Raw genomic sequence first — 6,816 nt, 5'->3', positions numbered from 1 at the left:
GACCTCGACCCCTATCCGACGAGCGACGCGCCCACGCCCTCTACACCCTCATCTGCGAAGAGCCCCATTATTCGGCTTGTTGGTATCTGTGGGCCTGGATGATACGCTTTATGGTCTGGGCATCGCCCACATTGCCATGTGCCTGCCGTTCGGCGTCTGGATGATGATCGCGTTCTACGACACGGTCCCGGTCGATCTCGAGGAAGCGGCGTGGATCGACGGGGCAACCAAGATGCAAGCACTCGTGCGAATCGTTATTCCCGTGGCGGTTCCTGGGATTGTGTCCGTAGCGGTTTTCTCGTTCGTCTTGTCATTCACCGACTATGTATTCGGGCTGATGCTCGTCTCCAGCGATTCGATGAAAACGTTGCCCGTCGGCTTGGCCACCATTGCCGAATCCACCGCACTTCAGCGGGGGGACCTGCTGGCAGGAGCGGCCCTGATCGGGCTGCCGATGATCGGATTCATGGTCCTCGCGGGAAGATTCTTTATTAAAGGCATGATGGCCGGTGCGGTGAAGGGCTAGGCGGAGCCTCGCGGTCGACAGCGGCAGCGCCTGGAAGCCATGTGCGATGTACATGCCATCAATTAAAGTTGGGAAGGATTGATAATGTCTAACAGTGCGAGTAATGCAACGCGGGATAATCGTCAGCGGAAATTTTGGGGATGGGGATTCGCCGATGATGTGGTCTCTGATAAGGAGATCCTCGAACTCGGAGACCATCTGCACGCAAGCTTCGGCATCACACCCCAGGACCTGTCACCGGCGCCGCGCCTGGAGGAGATCGAACTGCGGGATCCCCGGGTGGCCCCGCCGGCGTCACTCGAGAGGATTTGCTCGGCCGATAGGTGGGCCCGGGTCGAGCACACATTGGGTAAGAACTACGACGATTTCGCACGTGGCTTGTACGGCCAGTACAAGAATCCGCCTGACTTTGTGGCATTCCCGGAGACTGAGAACGACGTAGCGGCCGTGCTGGATTGGGCTACTAACAATAACGTCGCCGTGATCCCCTACGGCGGTGGCTCCTCAGTCGCGCGTGGTATCGAGCCCGACATCCCGGACTCCTATGCCGGCGCGGTCAGTTTGGACCTTCGCCATCTCAACCAGGTCCTCGAGATCGACCACACCTCGCGTTCAGCTCTGATCCAGGCGGGTGTGCGCGGACCTGACTTGGAAGCGCAGCTGAAGCCCCAGGGCTTGTCAATGCGATTCTACCTGCAGGCCTTCGAGTTCTCCACCCTGGGTGGGTGGATCGCGACGCGCGCTGCTGGACACTTCGCCACGATGTTCACCCAGATCGACGACCAGGTCGCGGGTCTGCGGACGCTGACGCCGGCCGGCGTGAGCGAAAGCCGACGGATTCCGTGTGATGGAGCCGGCGTCGACCCGAACCGCCTGATGATCGGTTCCGAGGGCACCTTCGGCGTCATCACCGAAGCGTGGATGCGGCTCCTCGAGCGCCCCACCTTCAAGTCCAATGCCTCGGTGCTGTTCGCCGATTTCGACAAGGGCGTCGAAGCCGCTCGGTTGATCGCCCAGTCGGGACTGTGGCCTGCGAACTGCAGGCTGCTGGACCCGACCGAGTCCCGACTCGCCGGCGCCAGCGATGGCAGCCAGTCGGTGCTGATCCTCGGGTTTGAGTCCGCGCACGAGGAGACCGAGTCCGCTCTGGCCAGCGCTGTGGCGATTGCGCTGGCCGCCGGAGGGACGGTGCAAGGCCAGGAGTCGGCCCGAGCTGGCGAAGTGGTCGGACGCGGCGGAGCGGCCGGGAAGTGGCGCAACTTCTTCGTGCGGGGCCCGTACTACAAGGAAGGCTACGCGCGGATGGGGATCCTCCGGGAGACGTTCGAAACGGCCTGCAGCTGGACAGACTTCCCCGAGTTGTACGCCAGTGTCGTCGATGCGACCACGAAGGCGATCCGGAAGGTGTCGGGCGCTGGGTCGGTCGCATGCCGGTTCACCCACGTCTACCCCGACGGCCCCGCCCCGTACTTCACCGTCCTGACATCGGCTCGGAAGGGCTCGGAGCTCGAGCAGTGGGCGGAGATCAAGCAGGCGGCCTCGGACGCGGTGCTGGCGGCAGGTGGAACGATCACCCACCACCATTCGGTCGGTCGCTATCACCGTCCCTGGTACGATCAGCAGATGCCTGCGCTGCACCGAGCGGCGCTCGGTGGAATCAAGTCAGCCCTCGACCCAGCCGGAATTATGAATCCGGGCGTTCTCATCGACCCATGATCGTAAAGTCATCAGAATTTTCGAGCTTTTAGGTGAGGCAGGAGACTGACATGAAAGCGTATGCTTTAACAGCCAGTGACGGTACCATCGAGGCAGTCGAGCGTGATATCCCGAGTCCGCCGGCGCGAGGTGCGGTGCTTCGGGTCACTCGTGTCGGCGTGTGCCACTCCGACGTCCACCTGCGCACTGGTGCCTACGACCTCGGCGAGCGCGGTGAGCTGACACTGAAGGATCGTGGCATATCGCTGCCGCTGGTGATGGGCCACGAAATCGTCGGTGAGCTCGTGAGCCTCGGCGATGAGGCTGGGGAGGTCACCTCAGATATGGCGTACTGCGTCTACCCGTGGATAGGCTGCGGTGACTGCTTTTACTGCGGTCGTGGCGAAGACAATTTCTGCTCCAAGCCGGGGACTCTTGGGGTATTCGCCGACGGCGGATACGCCGAGTACGTCGTCGTCCCGGATGTGAAGTACCTCTTCGGCATTGGCGATCTCGACCCATCCTGGGCCGCGACGCTCGGGTGCTCCGGTATCACCGCCTACTCTGCCGTGAAGAAGGCATACGACGCGCAGGTTGATAACCCCGTCGTGGTCTTCGGCGCGGGTGGGGTCGGGCTGGCCGCGATCTCGATCCTCAAGGGGCTGGGTTGCTCGGAGATTATCGCCGTCGACATCTCGGCGGACAAACTCGAGGTCGCATCCGAATACGGTGCGACGTCGACCGCCCTCTCAGGTGAGGTGTCCCTGTCCAAGCTGACCAACACCGACGCTTCGCGGCCGCCCGCGGCGATCATCGATTTCGTGAACAGCAGCCAGACAGCTGCGACGGCGTTCGACAGCCTTGGCAAGGGGGCCACCCTGGTTCAGGTGGGGCTCCACGGCGGGCAGTTGGTCATGCCGAATCCGCTGGTGGCCTCGCGTGCGCTCGCCATCCTCGGGTCCTACGTGGGGACGGTCGTCGAATTAGCCGAGGTTGTGGATCTTGCGAAGCGGGGGGAGATCCCGGCGATTCCCACCGAGGAGTTCCCGCTCTCGCTCGAGTCGATTAATCGCGCGCTCGACAGGCTCCATGAGGGAAGTGCCCGGGGACGCCAGGTCCTGACCTCCTCAACCACCACCGCCAAATAATCGAGAGGTACACATGTACTACCGTTCCATGGACCCCGCGACCGGTGAATTGCTCGCCGAGTTCCCCTCGGATTCGACGGAAGCCACCGGTAAGAAGATCGACGAGCTTGCCGAGTCCTTCCGCTCCTGGTCCCAGACCGAGGTATCCGTTCGGGCGGCGTTCATTAGGCGAGTCGCGGGACTCTACCGTGACCGCCGCGAGGAACTCGCGCTGCTGACGGCTTCGGAGATCGGCAAGCCGCTCGCGCAAGCGCGCGGTGAGGTCCTCCTGAGCGCGGACATCTACGACTACTACGCGGACAACGCCGAAGCGTTCCTGGCGCCGGTGCCGCTTGAGCATCGCGGCGGGGGGTCGGCGTACCTGACGCGGGAGGCGATCGGCACGCTCCTGGGGATCATGCCGTGGAACTTTCCCTACTACCAGGTAGCCCGGTTCGCCGCGCCGAACCTTGTGCTGGGCAATACGGTCCTGCTCAAGCACGCTCGGAACTGCCCGCGCCAGGCCCGGGTCATTCAGGAGATCTTTGACGAGGCCGCGGCCGGGATGACGGTATACCTCAACTCCTTCGTGGAGTCGAAGGGTGTCGAGGGCGTGCTGGCCCGGCCTGAAATCCAGGGGGTCTCGCTCACGGGCTCCGAGGGTGCGGGCCGCGCCGTGGCGACTCTTGCGGGGACGTACCTGAAGAAGTGCCTGCTGGAGTTGGGCGGGTCGGACCCGTTGATCGTGCTGCCGGGGTCGGACCTGCCGACCGTGGCCGCGTTCGCGGCGCAGGGACGGTACCGCAACGCAGGGCAATCCTGCGTGTCGTCCAAGCGCACCCTGGTGCATACGGACGTCTGGGATGACTTCACCGAACTCTTCCTAGCCGAGGCCAAGACGTTCATCCCGGCCGACCCGAAGCTCGAGGAGACGCCGATCGGGCCCTTGGCCACTCCGGATGGGGTGCGGGAACTACGCAAGTTGGTCGACGAAGCGCTCTCCGCGGGGGCGACATTGGTCTACGAGGGAACCACCCCCGATGGCTTCGACGGAGGCAACTTTTTCGCGCCGCTCGTGCTCACCGATGTCACACCGCGGATGCGCGCCTACCACGAAGAGCTGTTTGGCCCGGTCGCTGTGCTCTACAAGTTCAGCTCCGAGGAGGAAGCGCTCGAGATCGCCAACGGCACTCGCTTCGGGCTCGGAGCGGCGGTATTCGGCGATCCAGGTGAGATCAGCGACTCCTTCGTCAGGCGAATCGAGGCCGGGATGGTCGGGGTGAACACCACGATTCGGACGGCTCCAGAACTTCCGTTCGGTGGCGTGAAGGCTTCAGGCATCGGCCGCGAACTAGGACCAGTCGGTATCGACGAGTTTGCCAACCTCAAACTCGTCCACGACATGAGATCGAGGGACTGCAGTAGTGACACGTAGATTTAGCTGGGATGGCGTTGACGATCCACCCGCGGGCAGCCTTCACGGGGTGCGAGTGTTGGACTTCTCTCGGATACTCGCGGGTCCGTACCTCACGATGCTCTACGGTGATCTGGGCGCCAAGGTGATCAAGGTAGAACGAGCAGAGGGCGACGACACTCGACGGTGGGGACCGCCTTTCGCCCAGGGGGAGGCCACCTACTTCTGGGGTTCGAATCGCAATAAGCACTCGATCGTCTTGGACCTGAAGAATCACGACGACCGCGCCCTCGCCCTCGAACTGGCCGAAACAGCCGACGTAGTGGTCGAGAACTTCCGGCCCGGTGTAATGGACCGCCTTGGGCTGGGATATGAGGACATCCTCAAGACCAACCCCGGTGTCGTCTTCTGCTCGATCAGCGCCTTCGGCGACTCGCCGGCTGCCGCTGATCTGGCCGGCTACGATCTGCTGGTGCAGGCGGTCGGGGGGCTGATGAGTATCACCGGGACGGACGAGAGCGGTCCGATTAAGGTTGGCGTCGCCCTCGTCGATGTCCTGGCATCGCTGCACGCCGCCGTCGGTGTCCTCGCGGCATTGCGGCATCGCGACGCTACCGGGGAAGGCCAGCGTGTCGAGGTGACGCTGCTGCAGGCGCTGCTCGCCAGTCTCACCAATCAGGCCACCGCCTATCTCGGCACCGGTGAGAGCCCGGCACGGATCGGTAACCAGCACCCCTCGATCGCCCCGTACCAGACGATCCGAGCGGCCGACGGCGAGGTCGCACTGGCGTGCGGCAACGACCGCCAGTTTCAGAATCTCTGCAGGGTGCTCGGCCTGGAAGGGGTCGGCACTTCCGAGGAATTCGGGACCAACTCCGCTCGCGTGGTCAACCGGGCGGCACTCATCGAGCACATCGAGGAGGTCACGGCCGAGTTGACCGCGAGCGAGGTCATCGACCGGTTGACCGGGGCCGGTGTCCCCGTCGGCCCCGTGAACGACATCGCCGAGGCCTTCGCCACGGCCGCTATCTATGGCCTCGAACCGCGGATCGACATCACCGCGGGCGACCGAACGGTTCCCCAGGTCACGAGCCCGATGCGGTTGAGCCGAACCCCCGTGCGGTACTACCTGCCGCCGCCGAGGTTGCCGGCTGCACACGGTGAGGAAGGACCCAATGCTTGATCCGCAGACACTCCAGCGGCTGGTCGCCCAACTGCGTCGGGTGTTCCCTCCAGAGCGGATCCTCACCGACCGCCAGCAAGTGCCTCATGTCAATATGCCCGCAACCGGATCGGGTCGTTGCCTTCATTGAGGAGCTGGCCGCCGAGCACGGGCCGGTGCTGGTGACCTACGAGGCCGGTCCCACCGGCTTCGGGCTCGCGCGCGCGGTGCTCGGTGCGGGTCACCGCTGCCAGGTCGCCGCGCCGTCGAAGCTGCTGCGCCCCTCGGGCGACCGGGTCAAGACCGATGCCCGCGACGCCATGCTGCTGGCACGGTTGGACCGCAACGATGACATCGTGGCGGTCACCATTCCTACCGAGGTCCAGGAGTCGGCCCGTGACCTTGTCCGGGCCCGGGAAGACGCGCGGATGGTGCTGATGTCGGCGCGTCACCGGCTGTCGAAGCTGTTGCTGCGCCACGGTCACGTGTTCGACGGGGATACCTGGACCGGACGCCATGATGCCTGGATGCGCCAGGTGCGGCGCGAAGACTTCCTGCGCGGGCACAGCGGGACGCTGGCTGCGTTCGATGACGCCTATGACGCGGTCGCCCACACCGTGGCGCGCCGTGACCGGCTCGATCAGCAGATCGCGGCGTTGGCCGCCGACAGCGACTTCACCGCCGTGACCCGGCGGCTGGGATGCCTGCGCGGGATCGCCACCACGACCGGATTCGCTCTGGCGGTGGAGATCGGTGACTGGCATCGTCTGACCGGCGCCTCGATCGGGGCCTACCTCGGGCTAGTGCCCACCGAGTACTGTCTCGTGCCGGGTCTGATGGAGGCTCTCAATCCAGTGGAGGATGAGAGTCATGGCAGCACCGAGGAAGTATC

General features: G+C 64.3%; 5 protein-coding genes and 1 pseudogene. All 6 read left to right on the top strand.

The genetic code is table 11. The features are described 5' to 3' along the window. Positions 1-526 (top strand): carbohydrate ABC transporter permease (locus PSD17_RS02745; protein ID WP_339121320.1); only part of this gene is annotated, 526 nt, incomplete at its 5' end. Between the two features lie 84 nt (positions 527-610). Further along, the gene (locus PSD17_RS02740; RefSeq protein WP_098959494.1) at positions 611-2,242 is read left to right on the top strand and encodes an FAD-binding oxidoreductase; all 1,632 of its coding nucleotides are present in this window, start codon (positions 611-613) and stop codon (positions 2,240-2,242) included. 50 nt (positions 2,243-2,292) lie between these two features. Continuing rightward, positions 2,293-3,369, top strand: coding sequence for an alcohol dehydrogenase (locus PSD17_RS02735; protein WP_339121317.1), 1,077 nt, complete (start codon positions 2,293-2,295; stop codon positions 3,367-3,369). A gap of 28 nt (positions 3,370-3,397) precedes the next feature. Beyond that, entirely contained in the window at positions 3,398-4,783 is a 1,386-nt protein-coding gene (locus PSD17_RS02730; protein ID WP_216362026.1) for an aldehyde dehydrogenase family protein, read from the top strand. Then, the gene (locus PSD17_RS02725) at positions 4,773-5,945 is read left to right on the top strand and encodes a CaiB/BaiF CoA transferase family protein (RefSeq protein ID WP_339121314.1); all 1,173 of its coding nucleotides are present in this window, start codon (positions 4,773-4,775) and stop codon (positions 5,943-5,945) included. Before PSD17_RS02730 ends, PSD17_RS02725 begins: the two co-directional genes overlap by 11 nt. Before the next feature lie 155 nt (positions 5,946-6,100). Further along, a pseudogene (locus PSD17_RS02720) lies at positions 6,101-6,816 on the top strand (hypothetical protein); the annotation flags it as partial.

Source organism: Pseudonocardia sp. D17, from assembly GCF_036984265.1.
Taxonomy (GTDB): domain Bacteria; phylum Actinomycetota; class Actinomycetes; order Mycobacteriales; family Pseudonocardiaceae; genus Pseudonocardia; species Pseudonocardia benzenivorans.
Note: the sequence above shows the minus strand (reverse complement) of the source record. Positions and strands in the feature narration are given on the sequence as shown.

Bases quoted from the DNA above. Each gene is read 5' to 3' on its own strand.
- PSD17_RS02740 (WP_098959494.1), top strand. From the start codon at position 611: ATGTCTAACAGTGCGAGTAATGCAACGCGGGATAATCGTCAGCGGAAA.
- PSD17_RS02735 (WP_339121317.1), top strand. From the start codon at position 2,293: ATGAAAGCGTATGCTTTAACAGCCAGTGACGGTACCATCGAGGCAGTC.
- PSD17_RS02730 (WP_216362026.1), top strand. From the start codon at position 3,398: ATGGACCCCGCGACCGGTGAATTGCTCGCCGAGTTCCCCTCGGATTCG.